Source organism: Kitasatospora sp. NPDC058115 (genome assembly GCF_042884635.1).
Classification (GTDB): Bacteria; Actinomycetota; Actinomycetes; order Streptomycetales; family Streptomycetaceae; genus Kitasatospora.
Map to the genome: position 1 here is coordinate 101,957 of NZ_JBHVTL010000003.1, position 16,825 is coordinate 118,781.

Consider the following 16,825-nt stretch of genomic DNA (forward strand, 5'->3'; position numbering starts at 1 on the left):
AACGCGCGGGTTGCGGGCCCGCGGGTGGGGGGATGTGTGCCCCGGGGCCTTCGGCCGGGGGGGGGGGGGGGGGGGGGCGCGGCCCCGGGCGCGCCGCCCGTCGTCCCCGCCCTACTCCCCCTGCTCCCCCTGCTCCCCCTGCTCCCCCTTCTTCTCGTCCTCGGGCCGCGTCGGCACGACCCTCAGCTCACCGTCCGACACCTCCGCCACCAGCGTGTCCCCCTCCTGCACGGTGCCGTCCAGCAGCAGGTTGGAGATGCGGTTGTCCAGCTCCTGCTGGATCGTCCGCCGCAGCGGCCGGGCCCCGAACTCCGGCTGGTAGCCGCGGTTCACCAGCCACTCCTTCGCCCCCTCCGTCACCTCCAGCGCGACGCCCTGGGCCCTGAGCCGGCGCCGGGAGCGGTCCAGCAGCAGGTCCACCACCTGGAGCAGGTCCTTGCGGGTGAGCGCGTGGAAGACGATCACCTCGTCGATCCGGTTGAGGAACTCCGGCCGGAACTGCCCCCGCAGGTCCCGCATCAGGTCGTCCCGGATCTCGTCCACGTCGCCCGCGTGATCGAGGATCCGCTGCGAGCCGATGTTGCTCGTCATGATCACCACGGTGTTGCGGAAGTCGACCGTCCGGCCCTGGGCGTCCGTCAGCCGGCCGTCGTCCAGCACCTGGAGCAGCAGATTGAAGACGTCCGGGTGGGCCTTCTCCACCTCGTCGAAGAGCAGCACGCTGTACGGCTTGCGGCGCACCGCCTCGGTGAGCTGGCCCGCCTCGTCGTAGCCGACGTACCCGGGCGGCGAGCCGACCAGCCGGGAGACGGTGTGCTTCTCCTGGAACTCGCTCATGTCGAAGCGGATCATCCGGTCCGGGTCGCCGAACAGCAGCGCGGCCAGCGCCTTCGCCAGCTCGGTCTTGCCGACGCCGGTCGGGCCGAGGAACAGGAACGAGCCGGTCGGCCGGTCCGGATCGCCCATCCCCGCCCGGCCCCGGCGCACCGCCTGGGCGACCGCGGTGACCGCCTGGTCCTGGCCGATCACCTTCTCGTGCAGGTGCTCCTCCAGCCTCAGCAGCCGCTCCCGCTCGGTCGCGTTCAGCTCGGCGACCGGGATGCCGGTGCGGCCGGAGAGCACCTGGGCGATGTCGTCCGCGGTGACCGCCACGACCTCCTCGCGCGACTCGGCGATCGCGGCCAGCTCGTCCTCGGTCTGCCGCAGCTCGGTCTTCAGGTTGGCGGCCCGGACGAACTCCTCGTCCGCCACCGCCTCCTCCAGCTCGCGGCGCAGCTTGGTGATGCGGTCCTGGACCGGCATCGCGACCGTCGAACCGCTCAAGCTGCGCAGCCGCACCCGGGCACCGGCCTGGTCCAGCAGGTCGATCGCCTTGTCCGGCAGGAAGCGGTCGCTGACGTAGCGGTCGGACAGGCTCGCGGCCGCGTCCAGCGCCTCGTCGGTGAACCGCACCTGGTGGTGCGCCTCGTAGGCGTCGCGCAGACCGTGCAGGATCTCGACCGTCTCCTCGACGCTCGGCTCCGGCACCAGCACCGGCTGGAAGCGGCGCTCCAGCGCGGCGTCCTTCTCGATGTGCTTGCGGTACTCGTCCAGGGTGGTCGCGCCGACCACGCTCAGCTCGCCGCGGGCCAGCGCCGGCTTGAGGATGTTGCCCGCGTCCATCGAACCCTCGCCGCCGCTGCCCGCGCCGACCACGGTGTGCAGCTCGTCGAGGAACAGGATCACGCTCTGCTCGGCCGCCGTGACCTCGTCGATCACGCTCTTCAGCCGCTCCTCGAACTCGCCCCGGTACTTGGAGCCGGCCACCAGCGCGGTGAGGTCCAGCGTGACGACCCGCTTCTCCTTGAGGCTCTGCGGCACGTCACCGGAGACGATCCGCTGCGCCAGGCCCTCCACGATCGCCGTCTTCCCGACCCCCGGCTCGCCGATCAGCACCGGGTTGTTCTTGGTGCGGCGGGAGAGGATCTCGACGGTCTGCTCGATCTCCGCGGCGCGGCCCACCACCGGGTCCAGCCGGCCCGCCCGGGCCTCCTCGGTGAGGTCGCGCCCGTACTCGTCCAGGGTGGGCGTCTGGCTCGGCCCGGCCCCGCTCCGCTCCCCGCCCGTCCCGCGCCCGTCCAGCACCGTGCGCAACGCCTCCTGCGAGGGCGCGACGTTGCGCAGCGCCGCACCGGCCCCCGACCGCTCCTCCTCCAGCAGCGCGCCGAGGATGTGCTCCGGCCCGATGTACGAGGCCCCGGCCCCCTGCGACCGGGCGTGCGCGGCCAGCAGCGCCCGTTTGGCGGCCGGCGTCAGCGCGGGCCGCCCGTCGGCCGCCGGCACCCCGCTCCCGTCCCCGGCCGGCAGGACCTTGTCCAGATCACCCGCCAGCCGGTCCGGATCGATCCCGGCCCGCTCCAGCATCCGGCGCGCCGGCTCCACCCGGGTGGCCGCCCACACCAGGTGCGCGGTGTCGAGATCACTGCTCCCGTCCTCGGCCGCCCGCTGGGCCGCCGAGGCCAGTAACTCCTGGGCCGACTCGCTGAGCAGCCGCCCGATCGGCACCCGCTGCACGGCGGGCGGCGACGCCATCGGGCTCATCCCGAAGAACCGGCTGAGCAGATCGGAGAATGGGTCGCTCGACCCGAACGGCGGCATGGTCACGGAGGCTCACCTCTCCCAAACGGTTAGCGCCCACACAAACACACCCCACCACCCCCCGCCCCCCGAGCGCCGCCACCCCGGCGACCCACCGCCCACCACCCCCACACCGCCGCCCCGCCCCTGGACGGGCGCAGCGCCACAACTCCGGCGGCACCGGGTGGGAGAGAGCAGGGGAAGCTCGGCCAGCAACGCGCCTGCCCCCGACCGACCCGAATCCGAGATCAAAATCGGTACCCATTAAGCATCTAGTCCTACTAGATTCCTCGAAGACCCTTGCCTCTTCAGGAGCCTCATGTCCGCGATCACGCCACCAGCCGAGTGGGACCTCAAGCCCGGCGACCAGATCGAGCGGAAGACGCTCCACACCACGTACGGAGGGCGGACCCAGGGCGGGATCGGCCCGTCCGCCAAGAGCCCCAATGTCATGATCTTCACCGAGCAGGCGGCCGGAGAGAAGCACGGCTACTACGACGACTGGATCGACGGGCTCTTCCACTACAGCGGCGAGGGACAGCGCGGCGACCAGCGGATGATCTCCGGCAACGCCAGCATCCTCCACCACCGGAGGGACGGCCGAGCCCTGAGGGTCTTCGACGGTGCCCGTGGAGTCGTCACCTACCGTGGTGAGTTCGAGATCGACGAAGACCTTCCCTGGTACGAAGCCGACGCACCGGAGACCGACAACGGCCCGCTGCGGAAGGTCATCGTCTTCCGACTGCGTGCCGTCGACACCGAGCCGCAAGCCCCCACCACTCGACTCGGCCGCCTGCTCAAGGCCAAGCCGGAGGCCGTGAAGACACTGCCGGTGGAACAACAGGTGACCGAGAAGTCCTTCGTCGACCCGAACCGGGAGCCCTACGAGGCCGAACGCAAGGAAGGCAAACTCCTGACCGCCTTCAGCGACTTCCTGCGGGCCAAGCAGCACGAGGTCGTCCGACAGCAGATCCTGCCCGCCGGCGAGACCCGTCCCCTCTTCACCGACCTGTACGCCGCGGACCTCGACCTCCTCGTGGAAGCCAAGGGCAGCGTGACCCGCGAGGCCGTCCGCATGGCCATCGGCCAACTCGCCGACTACATACGTTTCCTGCCCGCCGGCACCACCAAGGCCATTCTGGTACCGAGCAAGCCTCGCGCCGACCTTCTCGTTCTCGCGGAGAGCCAGGGCTGCACCGTCATCTGGCCCCAGGACGGAGCCTATCTCAGCACCGACCCCAACCTCCCCCTCGTCACCGCTGGCACCCGCAACTGATCACCCCGCACTGCCCGTTCCAGCACACGAGTGGAACGGGCAGTCCTCCAGCGAATCGCCCGGCCCGCACACCGGCCCCTGGTCCGCGCCTGAGTCCCGCCTCACACTCGACGGGGGAACTGATCTCCGAGATGTGAAGTTAGAAGGCTCGCGTTGCACGTCGAGACGTAAGGGTGGGCCATGGGAATCAGGGACCTCACGAGTGCCACCGCGGTGGAAAGGGCACTCGCCGAGTACAACGACTTGGGTGGGCAGGCCTTCCGCAACAAACACGGGTTCGGCTCCTCCACGCAGTACTACCTCAGCCACGCTGACCTGCTGTACGACGCCAAGGCGATCGCCGGCGTCGCCTTCGGCTACCAGCACGGGGCCAGCGGCCCGTTGCCGAACGACCGGTTCCATGGTGGCGAAGCATCCACGAACCCCGTGCTGCGCGCCATGGGGTTCACGGTCCTCAACAGCCACACGGAGACCGTAGACGCAGAGCGCGAGTGGCGCCTGGCTGTGTGGCGGAACCTGCGCCACAACGCTCCGACTTCCGCTGTTTGTGATCACCGAACATGGCAACCTCCGAGGCGTACACCTTGCCTGGGTCGAGGGCTGGGAGGATGACAGCAGCCTGTTCCTGGTCAAGTTCGGTGAAACCCCGCCCGCGCAAGTCCTCGACCACGACCGCTCGGAAGAGCAGCCGTTCCAGCTCGAAGGCAACAGGCGCCGCCGACGGAACGGGACCGTGGTCACACGACCGGACCAGGCGCGGTTCAAACTCGAAGTGTTCCAGCGCTACGGTCCACGCTGCCCGCTCTCAGGAATCACGATCCCCCAGATGATCGAGGCAGCGCACTTCCGGGGCGACGCTGACGGCGGCACCTCGGACGCCCGCAACGGCCTACCGATGAATGCCGCGCTCCACAGGGCCTTCGACGCTCACCTCTTCGCCATCAACCCCGACACCCTGACCGTCGAACCGCGCCCCGGCGGCCCGAGCCTGGAAGCCATGGGCATCGCGCACCCAAAGCTCACCCTGGACCGCCTGCCACACCCAGAGGCTCTCCGGTGGCGTTACACCGAGTGGCTGCGCTGCACCGGCCGAGAGGCCGAAGTATCGGCAACCCGATAGCCAGACCGGGCACCCAGCGGCCCGAAAACGATCAAGGGCCAGTTCGGGAGGGTGGTGCCTCCGAACTGGCCCTTCTCATCTGTGGGCGCGGACGGTTTCGAACCGCCGACATCTGCTTTGTAAGAGCAGCGCTCTACCGCTGAGCTACGCGCCCCCGGTCGTGCGGGCCCGGTTCGGGCGCACGACGAATGCTTAGGGTACCTGGTCCGGGGGGTGGTGTGGTGCAGGTGGTCGGGGGGTGGGGCGGGTGGGGTGCCGGTGGGGTGGGGTGATCGGGAAGAATGGGCGGTGGATCAGCGGTCGGAACCAGGGAGCGCGCAGTGAGGGTGGCCGGCGGAGGCGGGCGGGGGAGGCGGTGGCCGGGGAGTGGAGTGGCCGAGGCGCTGGTGCTGCCGCTGGTCGTCGCGGGTGCGCTGGGGGCCGCGGGGGCGGCGTCGTTCGGGGCCGGCGGGGGCTGGTGGGGGCGGCGCGGCGGGGACGGGATGCGGGCGGACGCCCGGGCGGCGCGGGACGCGGCGCAGCAGGCGTTCTACGACGTGGACTCCACGCAGCGCGAGGTGCGGCTGGCGGTGGAGACGGTGCGCTCCGCCGGGGACAGTGCGACGGCCCGGCGGGCGGTGGCGGACTTCGAGGCGATCTCCGGCCGGGTCGACCAGGTGACCGTGAACTACCTGACCGCCCTCGACGCGCACGACCTGGACGCGGAGGACCTGGAGTCGGGGACGGCGGCCCGGGCGAAGCACCAGCTGGACGACGTGAAGGGGCAGCTCGGGTCGGCGCTCGCGGAGCTGAACGACTTCCTGCGCAAGCTGCAGCCGACGCTGGAGCGCGCCGAGCAGCAGCTGATGCGGGTGACGCCGGCGATCGACCAGGCCAAGCGGGCGCTGCTGGGGGCCAGCAACGCGCTGGACGCGGCGCGCGGCGCGGGGCTGCGGGCGGACGAGCTGGCGGCCCGGCTGGCCGAGCTGGCGCCGGAGCTGGGGCGGCTGAACGAGGGCGTGGCGCAGCACGGGGTGCCGGGCACGCTGGAGCGCGCGGACCGGGTGCGCGAGCGCGCGGAGGCGATCGCCGCGGAGGCGGGGCAGCTGCCGGAGCGGGCCCGGGAGATCGACCGGCGGGTGGCCAGTCTGCGGACCAGGATCCAGGCGCTGGAGACCAAGGCCGGGACGGTGGAGCCGGCGCTGAGCGAGCTGCGCCGGCGGTTCGCCGTCGCGTGCTGGCAGGACCTCCAGCGGGTGCCGGACCAGGTCGCGGAGACCGGGCGGGCCGCCGAGGGCAAGCTCGCCGAGGCCGCCCGGGCCCGGGACGAGCAGCGCTGGGCGGACGCCACGGGCGCGCTGGGCACGGTACGCGCGCTGCTGGACACGGCGGACGGTGCGGTGGTCGCGGTGAACGACCGGCTGCGGCAGCTGAACGAGGTGCAGATCGACCCGCACAAGGAGGTCGAGCGGGCCCGGTTCGCCCTGCGGGACGCCCAGCGGCTCGCGATGGCCGGGCGGCACGCGCCGGATCCGCGGCACGCCGGGCCGCTGGACGCGGCGGTGGCCCGGTTGGACCGGGCGGTGGCGGAGCTGGAGGCGGCCGGCCGGCACCCGGACTACTGGCGGTTCCTGACCGAGCTGGCCGCGGTGCGGGAGACGGCGGCGGACGTGGTGGAGCTGATCCGCGCCGAGCTGGGCGGTGGAGTGCGGTAGCGGCCGGCGGTCCGGCAAGCGGGCAGCCGGGCAAGCGGGCAGCCGGGCGCGCGGGCAGCCGGGCAGCGGGACCGGCGACAGCGGGCGGTGGCCCGGATACGCTGGCGGACATGCCTCGTTACGACTTCCGCTGCCGCGCCTGTGGCGCCACCTTCGAGCTCCGCCGTCCGATGGCGCAGGCCAACGACCCCGCCGTCTGCCCGCAGGGCCACCAGGACACCGTGAAGCTGCTGTCGACCGTCGCCGTCACCGGTGCGGCCTCCGCCGGCGGCGCGCCGCAGCAGGCCCCGTCGGCCGGTGGCGGCGGTGGCGGCGGGGGCTGCTGCGGCGGCGGTTGCTGCGGCTAGGAGACCGCGACGTCGGCGGGCTCGGGCTCGACGGCCCCGCCGCGCACCCGGGCCAGGAAGCGGCGGACGATCTCCTCGCCCGCCGCCACGCCCACCTCGTCGAGCGCGGTGACGCCGGGCGCCGTCCACCCGGTGTCGGCCAGTTCGCCGTGGCCGGGCCGCCAGGCGGCGTCGGCGGCGCGCAGCAGGTCGGCGTCGAGCAGCGAGTCCCCGGCGGAGAGCACGGTGGCCCCGCCCACCCGTCGTACGACCTCGGCCAGGGCCGCGCTCTTGCTGAGCGGGGCCGGCACCGCGTACACCTTGCGTCCCTGGAGCGAGACGGTCCAGCCGCGTTCGGCGCACCAGCCGGTGAGCTCGGCGAGCCAGCCCTTCGGCAGTTCGGCCCGCTCGACGACCAGGTAGGCGAACAGCTCGTCGGCGACCCGCCGCTTGTGGGTCCACTCGGGGTCGGCGCAGAGCGCCAGGTGCTCGACCACTTCGGCCAGCGGCGCCGCGCCGCCGGCCAGCCGGGCGGCCATCTCGTCCTGCCAGTCGGCGTCCGGCACGCCGTCGACGAGCAGCCGCCCGCCGTTGGCGCAGATGGCGTACGGCGGGACCCAGCCGGGCGTCGGGCCGGGCAGGTTGACCCGCTCGTACTGGGCCCGGGTGCGGGTGGTGGCGGGGACGAGCACGGCCTCGCGGGCGAGTTCGACGAGCAGTCCGGCGGCCTGCTCGGTCATGAACGAGAGCGCCTTGCCGTCGTGCACCTCGACGGAGAGCAGGCGCGGCGCGAGCGGGTCCGGCACGTCGAGGGCGAGGGCGCGGTTGGAGTAGATCAGGGTGCGGTCGAGGTCGCTCGCGACGACGTAGCGGTCCACGCCACCGCCGTTCATGCCGCCGCTCAGGTAACCAGTCATCGGGGCTCAGGACTCCTTCACCAGGACGGCCGTGCCCGAGGCGCCGGTCGCCCCCCGGGTGTAGCGGGGGTGGATGAGGCCGACGCAGGAGTACGGCAGGTCGTCCACCTCCTCGACCGGGACCCCCCGCTGGGCGGCGAGCAGCCGGACGTGGTCGAGGTCGGCGCCCGCGCCGCGCCGGGCCAGCACCCGCCAGGGGACGCGGCGCAGCATGACCCGGGTGGTCTCACCGACGCCGGGCTTGACCAGGTTGACGTCGTCGATGCCGAACTCGGTGCTGATCCGCTCGACGGCGGCCCAGCCGGCCCAGTCGGGGGTGCGCTCGGCGGCGTGCTCGGGGGCGAGGAAGCGCCCGGCGGCCGCGACGGCCTCGGCCCGGACGTCCGCGAAGTGGTCGGCGACGGTGTCCAGGAAGGCGCCGGAGACGTCGGCGCCGGCCAGCTCGGTGTAGTGCTTGGCGCCGTGGAAGTCGTCCGGGCCGATCAGGCCGGCGCGCAGCACGGTGCGCGAGACCAGGCCGGAGACGGTCGAGTTGAGGCAGGCGGAGGGGATCAGGAAGTCGTCCCGGGTGCCGAAGGTGGACACGCAGCGGCCGGGGTCGGCGAGGACGGCGAGGCCGGGGTCGAAGCCGGTGCCGGCGAGCGCCTCGGCGAGTTCCCGGGTGATCGCGCCCTTGCCGGTCCAGCCGTCGACGAACACGACGTCGGCAGCCCGGTGGTGGGCGTCCAGGTAGCGCAGGGCGACCGGGTCGATGCCGCGGCCGCGGACGATGGAGACGGCGTAGTGCGGGGCGTCGACGCCGTGCCCGGCGGCGAGCCAGCGGCGGATCAGGATGCCGACGGGCGTGCCGGCCCGGGCCAGCGAGGCGAGCACCAGGCCGGGGCCGCGTTCGCGCAGCAGGGTCTCGGCGACGGTGCCGACGGCGAGCGCGATCCGCCGGGCGGAGGCCCGCAGGGCCTGGTGGAACAGCTCCTGGTACTCGGGGCTCGGCTGGTACTCGACCGGCAGCGACTCGGCGTAGTGGGCGCCGCCGTTCTGCACGGCCTCCTCGCGCTCCTCGGTGGGCGCCTCCAGGGCGACGCCGGAGAGGTCCTTGAGCAGCCAGGACACCTCGTCGGCGCGGTAGGAGGAGAACGCCGGGCCGTGCAGCGGAGCCGGCAGCGGCTGCGAGCCGGGCGTCCGCTGAGGCTGCAGCTGCGGCCGCGACTGCGGCTCCGGCTCCGACTGCGCGGCGGCGGGCCGGTGGGACGGCAGCACGGCGAGCACCACCCGGTCGGTGACCTGCCGCAGCCGGCCGAGCAGGGCCCGCTCGCCCCGGTGCAGGGCCGGGGTGTCGGCGACGTCGTCGACCACCAGGACCACGGTGGCGAAGCGGCGGGCCGGGTCGGCGCCGGGGGCGACGTTGTAGGCGTAGCGCTCGCGCGAGGAGTCGTCGGCCGGGTCGTCGTGGGCGGGGAAGGACAGCCGGGTGCGGATGGCGTAGCCGGGGTGGTCGACCGCGAGGACGGGCGAGCGGGTGGTGGTCGAGCTGTGGACGCGGTCGGCGCCGCCGGGGAGCCGTTCGGCGAGGGCGCCGGCGAGCCGCAGCGGCGCGTACATCAGCTCCTCGAAGCCGAGCACCAGCACCCGCCCGCCGTCACTCCCGTCGACGCCGTCACTCCCGTCGACGCGGTCACCCCCGTCGACGCCGTCACCCGCGCCGACGCGGTCGTCCCCGTCCACGTCGGCAGCGCCACCCCCGGCGCCCTCGCCGATCGCCTCCGCCAGCTGCCCGGCCAGCGCCGGCAGCGCCGCCTCCAGCCGTGCCCGGTGCTCCGGGGTGAAGCCGTGCCGTCCGCCGTCGGGCAGCCCCTGCGGCCAGTCCAGGTCGACGCGCACCAGCGGCGCCTCCGGGCCGGCCGGCGGCTCGGGGGCCGGCCCGGCCTCGGCGATCAGCCGCCCGGCCCGGTCGAGGATGTCCGCGGGCAGCTCGACGCCGCCCTCGGCCAGCGCCACCAGATCCAGCCGGACGCCGAGTTCGGCGGCGGTGTCGGCGAGCCGCTGCCGGTCGGCGGCGCCGCGCAGGTCGACCAGGGCGACCACCACGTAGTGCTCGCGCGGGTGGCGGGCGTGCAGGGCGCGGATGGTGTTGAGCACGGTGGTGCCGGTGGAGAACTCGTCGTCCACCAGGACGAGCGGCCCGTCGCCGGCCAGCAGCCCGGGGTCGGTGGGCAGCAGCAGGTGGGAGGTGGCGTGCGAGTGCTCCTCCTCGAAACCGCCGAGCGGGGCGATCCCGGGCACCGGGCGGCGGGTGGAGTGCAGGTAGGGGGCGTCCAGGCCATCGGCGACGCTGTGGCCGAGGCCGGTGGCGGTCTCCGCGTAACCGAGCACGACGGCGCCGGACAGGGCCTGCCCGCCGAGCGGGGCGAGCAGCTCGCGGACCAGGCGGCCGAGTTCGAGACCGGCGCCGTGCACCACGGCGGGGCGCTGCGGGACGTGCTTGCCGAGCACGGTGGAGACCAGCAGGTGGGCACGCTTGCGGTTCTCCCGCAGGGCGAGGCCGACCAGTTCGGGGAGGCGCTCGGAGCCGGTCAGCGCGACGCCGGCCCGCTCGGCCACCCAGCGGCCGGTCCACTCCCCCGTCCCGGGGCGCTCCTGCGTCCCGGTGCGCTCGTGCGCTCCGGGGCGCTGCTGCTCTGCTGCTGTCACGAAGGGGTCCTGCTTTCGGTGGTGCGGTGCGGTGGGCAAGGTCTGGGGGGAGGGAGGCGGCGGAAGAGACGGGGCCCGCGGCGGCTCAGCGGCAGAGGCAGGCCGCCAGCAGCTCCGCGAAGCTGACGTCCTCGCGGGCCACCCCGAACACCTCGGCGCGCAGCATCACCCGCTCCGCCCAGGCCCGGTGCGGCTTGGCCTCGTTCATCTTGTTGGTGTACGCCGAGCGCAGCACCCCGCCCCCGCCGCGCTCCTGCTGGAGGATGTCCCGGGCGTCGCTGTACTCCTCGTGCGTGACGACGGAGAGCGCGTGCACCGCGGGCACATGGCTGGGGTGGATGCAGGTCTTGCCCAACAGGCCGTTGGCGCGGTCGAGTTCGATCTCGCGGATCAGCCCGTCGAGGTCGTGCTCGATGATCCGCCGGCGGACCGCCTCCCGGGAGGGCTCGGCCTCGGCGAACGGGGTGCGGCGCAGCTGCGGCTTGAACATCCGCTCCTGGACCGGGAAGTACTCCCAGACCGGGCCGGTGACGGTGAAGCCGGTGCCGTCGGCGCGGCCGAGCACGTTGACCACGTCGCCGATCACCGAGGCGACCAGGGCGACGTCGTAGGCGGTGAGGTCGGGCGAGCGGCGCAGGCCGTAGGCGGAGCACAGGTCGGTGACGCCGAGGCGGACGGCGAGGACGCGCTCGCGGTGCTTGTCGAGCAGCCGGGCTATGCCGAACAGCTGCTCGCGGCGGGTCTCCAGGTGAGCGAGCTCGGGCGACTCCAGGACGGGCATGGCGAAGAGCCGGTGCCCGGTGGCGGCCTCGGCCGCGGCGAGCGCCTCCAGGAAGTCCCCGCCGGTCTCCTCGGTGAACTTGGGCAGCACGAAGCCGGTGATCACGCCGATCGCCGGTCCGAGCCGCTCGGCGAGGTCGGTGAGCTGGGCGGCGGTCCGCACTCTGATGAAGAGGAGGGGAAGATCCTGTGTGCAACCGGTGGAGGCCCCGGCCGTGCCGCCACCCTCCGTGACCTCCGCCCACAGCTCGCCGAGCCGGGCCACCAGGTTGGCCTCGGCGTCCGGCACCTCGTGGTCGGCGATGGCGTCCTCCAGGCAGAGGACCATCGAGACGACCCCCTGGGCGGCCTGCTTGCGGATGTCCGCGCGCAGGGTGGGCCGGGTGGCCGGGCTGTAGAGCGTGGCGCCCAGTGCGGTCGCCAGCACGGCCGGGTCGTCGTCCGGGGCGAACTCCCCCGGCGCCGCGAGAAAGAGCCGGTCGCGGACGTCGTCCGCGAGGTGGCCGAAGTGGCGCAAGGTGCTCTCCTCAGGAGTTCGGCCGCCGCTCCGGCGGTGGCGGGGAGGGACAGGTGGCGCGCCCCGGTGCTGCACCCGGTTCAACCCGCGCGGCGGCCGTGGTGGTTCCCGGCCCGGTTCCGCCGGTCACCGTCGACCGGCCCCCGGCGCCTCCCGCCCGCCCATCGTACGGACGGCTCCGGGCGCACGCCGGTTCCGCAATGGCGAATTCTCGGAAGGTTACCCTCCACTTCACAAACCGCAAGCGTTGGCAAAGTCCCACCCCGACGCCTCCCCCGGTCACGTTGTCCGAAGGGGTGGCGAACAGGCAGGATGGTCGGCTATGACGCACGTGATGGCCAAGGGCGCCAACATCGCACTGCCGGTGGCGGCGGTCCGCGCCGTGCTGCGCTGGAGCGCCACGCCCGGTGCGCCGGACGTGGACGCCTCCGCCCTGCTGCTCGGTCCGGGCGGCAAGGTTCGTTCGGATGCCGACTTCGTCTTCTACAACCAGCCGCGCCACCCCTCCGGCCTGGTGCGCCACCTGCCCAAGCAGCAGACCTCCGACGGCGGCGAGATCACCGACACCGTCGAGGCCGAGCTCGGCAAGCTGCCGGCCGACGTCGACCGGGTGGTGCTGGCCGGCTCCTCCGAGGGCGGCTCGTTCCGCGCGGTGGGCGGGCTGCGCCTGCAGCTCTTCGACGCCGCGGCCGGCGAGGGGGCGCCGGCCCTGGCCGAGTTCGCGATGGCCGACGGGGACGAGGTCACCGCGCTGGTCGCGGGCGAGCTCTACCGCCGGGCGGGGGCCTGGAAGTTCCGGGCCGTCGGCCAGGGCTACGCCTCCGGGCTGATCGGGCTGGCCACCGACTTCGGCATCACCGTCGAGGACGAGGGCGACGCGGGCGCCCCGTCCGCCCAGGCCCCCGCCGGGCCGCCCGCCGCGCCGGCCACCGACCCGCGGACCGCGCTGCCCGACCCCCGGCCGGCCGGCCGGCCCGAGCCGGGCACCTTCACCCTGGCCCCGGCCGTCCCGCAGCCGCAGGCCGCCGCCCGGACCGCCCCGGCCCCGGCCGGTGTCCCGGCCAACACGCCCCCGCCGCCGCTCAACCCGCCCACGGTGCCGCCGAACGTCCCGCCGGCCCCGAGCGCGCCGCCGGCCCACCGGCCCGGCTACGGCTACCCGCCGCCCGCCACCGCGCCCCGGAACCCGCAGCAGGGCGGTTACGGCTACCCGCCGCAGGCCCCGCAGCAGCAGGGCGGCTACGGCTACCCCCAGCCGCAGCCCCCGGCGCCCGCACCGGCCCAGGGCTACGGCCACCCCCAGCAGCAGGCACCCCAGCAGGCCCCGCAGCAGGGCGGCTACGGCTACCCCCGGCCCACCACCGCGCTCCCGGCGCCGCAGCCGGCGCCCGCCGCCGAGGAGTTCGCCCTGCCCCCACAGGGCCCGCAGTTCCAGCCCCGCTGAGCCGCCGCCCGGCCCGGTCCCCCGGGCCGGGGGACCGGGCCGGGGCTCACTGCGGCTTGTACCCCCGCTGCCACTGCATCCCGAAGCCGTACAGCCGGTCGATGTCCGACTGGAACCCGTTCACGTAGCGCACCTCGCGCCGCACCGTGAGCGTGTTGTCCCCGGTGTTCTCGATCAGCACCACCGCGCAGGACCGCGCCGCCGGGGCCCGCTCCTCCAGCTTGACCTCGATCCGCGGCCCGGACTGCGGCACGATCGTCACCACCGCGTTGGTCTGCTCGAAGGCGGGCGTGCCGTCGTAGATGTACACGAACACCAGCAGCCGTTTGAACTGGTCCTTCTTCTCCAGGTTGATGTACATCGTCTCGCCGGACGGCGCACCGTACTGGTCGTCGCCGCTGAGCTTGACGTAGGGCGCGTGCTGGAGGTCCCCGAGGAAGCCGCCCAGCGGCTGCACCACCCCCCGCTTGCCGTCCGCCAGCTCGTACATGCAGGCCAGGTCGAGGTCCACGTTGACCTGCGCGTTCTGGGAGGAGTCCGGCTCCATCGGGCTGAGGATGCGCGGGCTGAAGAACCGTCGCACGGCGTCCCGGGGGGAGGGGCGCGCCGCCCCCGTCCGGGTGGTCCAGTGCAGGTTGACGTAGAGGTAGCCGGTGGTCGCCGCCGCCCCGGTGATCGCGTGCTGCGGGGACGACTTGGTCAGGGTGACCTTGAACTGGCCACCCGTGTCGAGGGTGTTCCGTTCGCCGCGCAGGTACTCCCAAATCGAGGCCATGCCGTCCTCCCCCAGCCCCGCCAGTCGCTCTGACGGTCCGCCGCTCCATGATCGGGCATCAACCCGCCCGCCGGGTACCCGAACTCCCCTACCCACCGCCGCCCCGCGGACACCGGCCGGACACCGGCGGGTCGATTGGCGGGGCGAAGCTCACCTCCCGTACCATGCGGCCACTTCGGACGCGATATCGTCTAGCCGCACAGGTGTCCCGCCCGCCCCCCTGTCCGGGCGCGCCGGGCCACCCGTCCGACCACGACGCTTCGTCAGGCCCGGTCCCGGGGACGGATCCTGACCACCGTGTCGCACTGTGACCTGTCCCCTGCGGAAACCCGAGGCCCGACCCGCAATGAACCTGACCTCCATACAGCTGGTCTGGACCGTCATCGGCGGCGCAGCCCTGCTGTTCACCGCCATCCTGGTGGCGACGCTGCGCTTCAAGAACAACAACCGGAAGCAGGACTCCGGCGACTCCTGGGAGCGTAGCGAGGAGCGCCGCCGGCGCAAGGAGATGATCTACGGGATCTCCTCCTACGTGCTGCTGTTCTGCTGCGCCGGCGTCGCGGCCGCGCTCTCCTTCCACGGCCTGGTCGGCTTCGGCAAGGAGAACCTCGGCCTGTCGAACGGCTGGGAGTACCTGGTGCCGTTCGGTCTGGACGGCGCGGCGATGTTCTGCTCGGTGCTCGCCGTGCGCGAGGCCAGCCACGGTGACGCGGCGCTCGGCTCGCGCCTGCTGGTCTGGGTCTTCGCGATCGCCTCGGCCTGGTTCAACTGGGTGCACGCCCCGCGCGGCATCTCGCACGACGGCGCCCCGGAGTTCTTCTCCGGCATGTCGATCTCGGCCGCGATCCTGTTCGACCGCGCGCTGAAGCAGACCCGCAAGGCCGCCCTGCGCGAGCAGGGCCTGGTGCCCCGCCCGCTGCCGCAGATCCGCATCGTCCGCTGGCTGCGCGCGCCCCGCGAGACCTACGCCGCCTGGTCGCTGATGCTGCTGGAGAACGTCCGCAGCCTGGACGAGGCGGTCGAGGAGGTGCGCGAGGAGCGCCAGGCCAAGCTGGACGCCAAGGTGCGCGCCCGCAGTGCCGACCGCCGCGAGCGCGCCGAGCTGAAGGCCATCTCCCGGCAGTCCGGCGGCATGCTCTCCCGCAACCGCGGCGGCCGCCAGGTGCCCGCCCTCGCCGCCGCCGGAGACGGCCCGAGCGCTACGGAGCCTGCCCTAGCCGCCGAGGCGGACGCCTTCACCACCACCACCGCCGCGGCACCGGCCTCGCCGGCCCCGGAGACCGGCCGCCGCCCGCGCGGCGCCACCGCCTCCTCCTCGGCCTCCTCGGCCTCCGCGTCGTCCTACCGCAGCAGCTCGACCATCGACCTGACGCCGGACGACGACACCCTGTCGATGCCCAAGCTGGACTCGCTGGAGCGCAAGCTGCGCGCCATCGAGCAGCAGCTCGGCTGAGCACTCGGCCGAGCATCCGCCCCGTACGACGCCGAACGGCCGTTCCCCACTCGGGAGGAACGGCCGTTCGGCGTCGTGGCAGGGGTGCCGCCGGGCTACTGGGCGCTGCCCACCAGCTCCCGGTCCCCGTCGCCGTCCCCGCCGGTGCCCTCGCGCCGGTTGCGCAGGATCGACGAGCCGAGGGCGAGGCCGATGAAGGCGACACCGATCAGGCCGGTGACGATCTCCGGGATGTGGTACTCGATGCCCACCAGCAGGATCACCGCCAGCGCGCCGATCGCGTAGTGGGCGCCGTGCTCCAGGTAGACGTAGTCGTCCAGGGTGCCCTTGCGGACCAGGAAGACGGTCAGCGAGCGGATGTACATCGCGCCGATGCCGAGGCCCAGGGTGATCTGGAAGATGTCGCTGGAGATCGCGAACGCGCCGACCACGCCGTCGAAGGAGAACGAGGCGTCCAGCACCTCCAGGTACATGAAGAGGAAGAACGCGGCCTTGCCGCCGACCTGGACGATCGACTTGCCCGACTTCGCGGCCTCCTCCTCCTTCTCGGCCTCCTCCTCCAGGCCCGACTCGAAGACCGAGGCGAGGCCGTTGACGCTGAGGTAGGTGACGATGCCGAGGACACCGGCGAGGAGCACCGTCTCGGCGTGCTCACCGGCGAAGAAGTTGGACGCCAGCAGCAGGGTGACCAGGGCGACGACGGTGGAGAAGGCCTCCAGCTTGCCGACCTTCTCCAGCGGGCGCTCGATCCAGGCCAGCCAGTTGTAGTCCTTCTCCTCGAAGATGAAGTCGAGGAAGATCATCAGCAGGAAGACACCGCCGAAGGCGGCGATGGCCGGGTTGGCCTGCTCCAGGTACTGGCCGTAGGTGAGGCCCTCGTACGTCTTGTCGCTGTGGATCGCGAGGTCGATGACCGTCGCCGGGTTGAGGTGCGCGGTGAGGCCGACGACCAGCAGCGGGAAGATCAGCCGCATACCGAAGACGGCGATCAGCACGCCGACGGTGAGGAAGATCTTCTGCCAGTACGGGTTCATCCGCTTCAACACCGTGGCGTTGACCACCGCGTTGTCGAACGAGAGGGAGATCTCCAGGATGGAGAGGATCAGCACGATGCCGAATCCCTCGGCTCCCCAGAGCAGGCCGGCGGCGATCAGGCCGAGAACGGTGATCGCGAATGACCAGCCGAATGTGCGGAGGAACACGGGACTTGGTTACCTTT

General features: G+C 73.2%; 12 protein-coding genes and 1 tRNA gene. 6 read left to right on the forward strand and 7 right to left on the reverse strand.

Features of this window, described 5'->3' with window-relative positions; translation table 11 throughout:
• Positions 1-111: 111 nt before the first annotated feature.
• Positions 112-2,637, reverse strand: a complete 2,526-nt coding sequence (locus ACFVVL_RS04075) for an ATP-dependent Clp protease ATP-binding subunit (protein WP_387671429.1) — start codon at positions 2,635-2,637, stop codon at positions 112-114.
• A gap of 298 nt (positions 2,638-2,935) precedes the next feature.
• On the opposite strand from ACFVVL_RS04075, the gene ACFVVL_RS04080 reads away from it, so the two are divergent.
• Both ACFVVL_RS04080 and ACFVVL_RS04085 read left to right on the forward strand, forming a co-directional pair.
• On the forward strand, positions 2,936-3,892 hold the full coding sequence (locus ACFVVL_RS04080; RefSeq protein WP_380294736.1) for a restriction endonuclease: 957 nt from the start codon (positions 2,936-2,938) through the stop codon (positions 3,890-3,892).
• A gap of 547 nt (positions 3,893-4,439) precedes the next feature.
• Entirely contained in the window at positions 4,440-5,012 is a 573-nt protein-coding gene (locus ACFVVL_RS04085) for an HNH endonuclease (RefSeq protein ID WP_387671229.1), read from the forward strand.
• Positions 5,013-5,094: 82 nt separating this feature from the next.
• On the opposite strand, the gene ACFVVL_RS04090 is transcribed toward ACFVVL_RS04085, so the two are convergent.
• Positions 5,095-5,166: transfer RNA gene (locus ACFVVL_RS04090), tRNA-Val, on the reverse strand.
• Positions 5,167-5,293: 127 nt separating this feature from the next.
• On the opposite strand from ACFVVL_RS04090, the gene ACFVVL_RS04095 reads away from it, so the two are divergent.
• Together ACFVVL_RS04095 and ACFVVL_RS04100 are read left to right on the forward strand one after the other, a co-directional pair.
• Positions 5,294-6,706 carry a hypothetical protein gene (locus ACFVVL_RS04095; RefSeq protein WP_380294740.1) on the forward strand — a complete coding sequence of 471 codons (1,413 nt, stop codon included), beginning with the start codon at positions 5,294-5,296 and terminating at the stop codon, positions 6,704-6,706.
• Positions 6,707-6,816: 110 nt separating this feature from the next.
• Positions 6,817-7,053: a zinc ribbon domain-containing protein gene (locus ACFVVL_RS04100; protein WP_387671231.1), complete on the forward strand. Its 237-nt coding sequence runs from the start codon at positions 6,817-6,819 to the stop codon at positions 7,051-7,053.
• On the opposite strand, the gene ACFVVL_RS04105 is transcribed toward ACFVVL_RS04100, so the two are convergent.
• From ACFVVL_RS04105 to ACFVVL_RS04115, 3 genes are all read right to left on the reverse strand, one after another.
• Positions 7,050-7,949 carry an HAD family hydrolase gene (locus ACFVVL_RS04105; protein ID WP_380294743.1) on the reverse strand — a complete coding sequence of 300 codons (900 nt, stop codon included), beginning with the start codon at positions 7,947-7,949 and terminating at the stop codon, positions 7,050-7,052. The two genes, ACFVVL_RS04100 and ACFVVL_RS04105, sit on opposite strands and share 4 nt — an antisense overlap.
• A 6-nt stretch (positions 7,950-7,955) precedes the next feature.
• Complete coding sequence (locus ACFVVL_RS04110; RefSeq protein ID WP_387671233.1) at positions 7,956-10,637, reverse strand: phosphoribosyltransferase; 2,682 nt, start codon at positions 10,635-10,637, stop codon at positions 7,956-7,958.
• Between the two features lie 85 nt (positions 10,638-10,722).
• Positions 10,723-11,934, reverse strand: a complete 1,212-nt coding sequence (locus ACFVVL_RS04115; RefSeq protein WP_387671235.1) for an HpcH/HpaI aldolase/citrate lyase family protein — start codon at positions 11,932-11,934, stop codon at positions 10,723-10,725.
• A 322-nt stretch (positions 11,935-12,256) separates the two neighbouring features.
• Here ACFVVL_RS04115 and ACFVVL_RS04120 point away from each other — a divergent pair, with 322 nt between their 5' ends.
• Positions 12,257-13,378, forward strand: a complete 1,122-nt coding sequence (locus tag ACFVVL_RS04120) for a TerD family protein (protein WP_387671237.1) — start codon at positions 12,257-12,259, stop codon at positions 13,376-13,378.
• 46 nt (positions 13,379-13,424) lie between these two features.
• Here the strand turns inward: ACFVVL_RS04120 and ACFVVL_RS04125 are convergent, their stop codons facing one another.
• Complete coding sequence (locus ACFVVL_RS04125; protein WP_380294747.1) at positions 13,425-14,153, reverse strand: Tellurium resistance; 729 nt, start codon at positions 14,151-14,153, stop codon at positions 13,425-13,427.
• A 346-nt stretch (positions 14,154-14,499) separates the two neighbouring features.
• Between ACFVVL_RS04125 and ACFVVL_RS04130 the strand changes: the two genes are divergently transcribed.
• Positions 14,500-15,606 (forward strand): DUF2637 domain-containing protein, encoded by a 1,107-nt coding sequence (locus ACFVVL_RS04130; protein WP_380294748.1) that lies wholly within the window; start codon positions 14,500-14,502, stop codon positions 15,604-15,606.
• Between the two features lie 95 nt (positions 15,607-15,701).
• Here the strand turns inward: ACFVVL_RS04130 and ACFVVL_RS04135 are convergent, their stop codons facing one another.
• The gene (locus tag ACFVVL_RS04135; RefSeq protein ID WP_387671239.1) at positions 15,702-16,808 is read right to left on the reverse strand and encodes a DUF475 domain-containing protein; all 1,107 of its coding nucleotides are present in this window, start codon (positions 16,806-16,808) and stop codon (positions 15,702-15,704) included.
• Between the last annotated feature and the right edge of the window lie 17 nt (positions 16,809-16,825).

Coding starts and splice junctions, on each gene's coding strand:
- ACFVVL_RS04075 (WP_387671429.1), bottom strand. CDS start 2,637: ATGCCGCCGTTCGGGTCGAGCGACCCATTCTCCGATCTGCTCAGCCGG.
- ACFVVL_RS04080 (WP_380294736.1), top strand. CDS start 2,936: ATGTCCGCGATCACGCCACCAGCCGAGTGGGACCTCAAGCCCGGCGAC.
- ACFVVL_RS04095 (WP_380294740.1), top strand. CDS start 5,294: ATGGGCGGTGGATCAGCGGTCGGAACCAGGGAGCGCGCAGTGAGGGTG.
- ACFVVL_RS04100 (WP_387671231.1), top strand. CDS start 6,817: ATGCCTCGTTACGACTTCCGCTGCCGCGCCTGTGGCGCCACCTTCGAG.
- ACFVVL_RS04105 (WP_380294743.1), bottom strand. CDS start 7,949: ATGACTGGTTACCTGAGCGGCGGCATGAACGGCGGTGGCGTGGACCGC.
- ACFVVL_RS04120 (WP_387671237.1), top strand. CDS start 12,257: ATGACGCACGTGATGGCCAAGGGCGCCAACATCGCACTGCCGGTGGCG.
- ACFVVL_RS04125 (WP_380294747.1), bottom strand. CDS start 14,153: ATGGCCTCGATTTGGGAGTACCTGCGCGGCGAACGGAACACCCTCGAC.
- ACFVVL_RS04130 (WP_380294748.1), top strand. CDS start 14,500: ATGAACCTGACCTCCATACAGCTGGTCTGGACCGTCATCGGCGGCGCA.